The 595-nt window shown below is 79.3% G+C and carries 1 protein-coding gene; it reads left to right on the top strand.

Translation table 11 applies throughout. The features are described from left to right. On the top strand, positions 1 to 595 hold a 595-nt coding region (locus tag DCS98_RS22460; protein ID WP_116453706.1), incomplete at both ends, for a DUF222 domain-containing protein.

Here is a 595-nt window from a genome sequence, read left to right as displayed (position 1 = left end):
TCCTGGGCTGCTCCCGGACGGCGGCGACGAAGCTGGCCGACTGCGCGCTGCTGCTGCGCGACCGGCTGCCCGCGACGTGGGCGGCGCTGGCCGACGGGGAGGTGGACTGGCCGCGGGCCCGGGCGCTGGCCGCCGAGCTGTCCGACCCGGCCCGCGACCTGGAGCCGGCCGTGCTGGCCTCGATCGAGGCGGCGGTGCTGCCGCGGGCGGCCCGGTTGTCGATCCGCGGGCTGCAGGCCGCCGTCCGCGCCGAACTGCTCCGCCACGACCCGGCCGCGGCCGACCGGCGCCGTCGCACCGCTGCCCGCGGCGCCGACGTGGTGCTGCGGCCGGCCCGCGACGGCATGGCCGAGCTGTCCATCTTCTGCCCGCAGGACATGGCCGCGACGATCAGCGCCACCGTGGAGGGGCACGCCCGCATCGCCAAGGCCGACGGCGACGCGCACACCCTCGGGCAGCTGCGGGTCGGGGTGCTGTTCGACCTCGTCACCCGCCCCTGGGATGACAGCCGGCCGCCGGTCACCGCCCACCTGACCGTGCTCGCTCCGCTGGACACGCTGACCGCCGGGGCCGGGGCGGGGGCCGGGGCCGGGGC

The organism is Blastococcus litoris (assembly GCF_003075095.1).
Lineage (GTDB): Bacteria > Actinomycetota > Actinomycetes > Mycobacteriales > Geodermatophilaceae > Blastococcus_B > Blastococcus_B litoris.
This window is presented reverse-complemented; position numbering and strand designations above follow the sequence as displayed.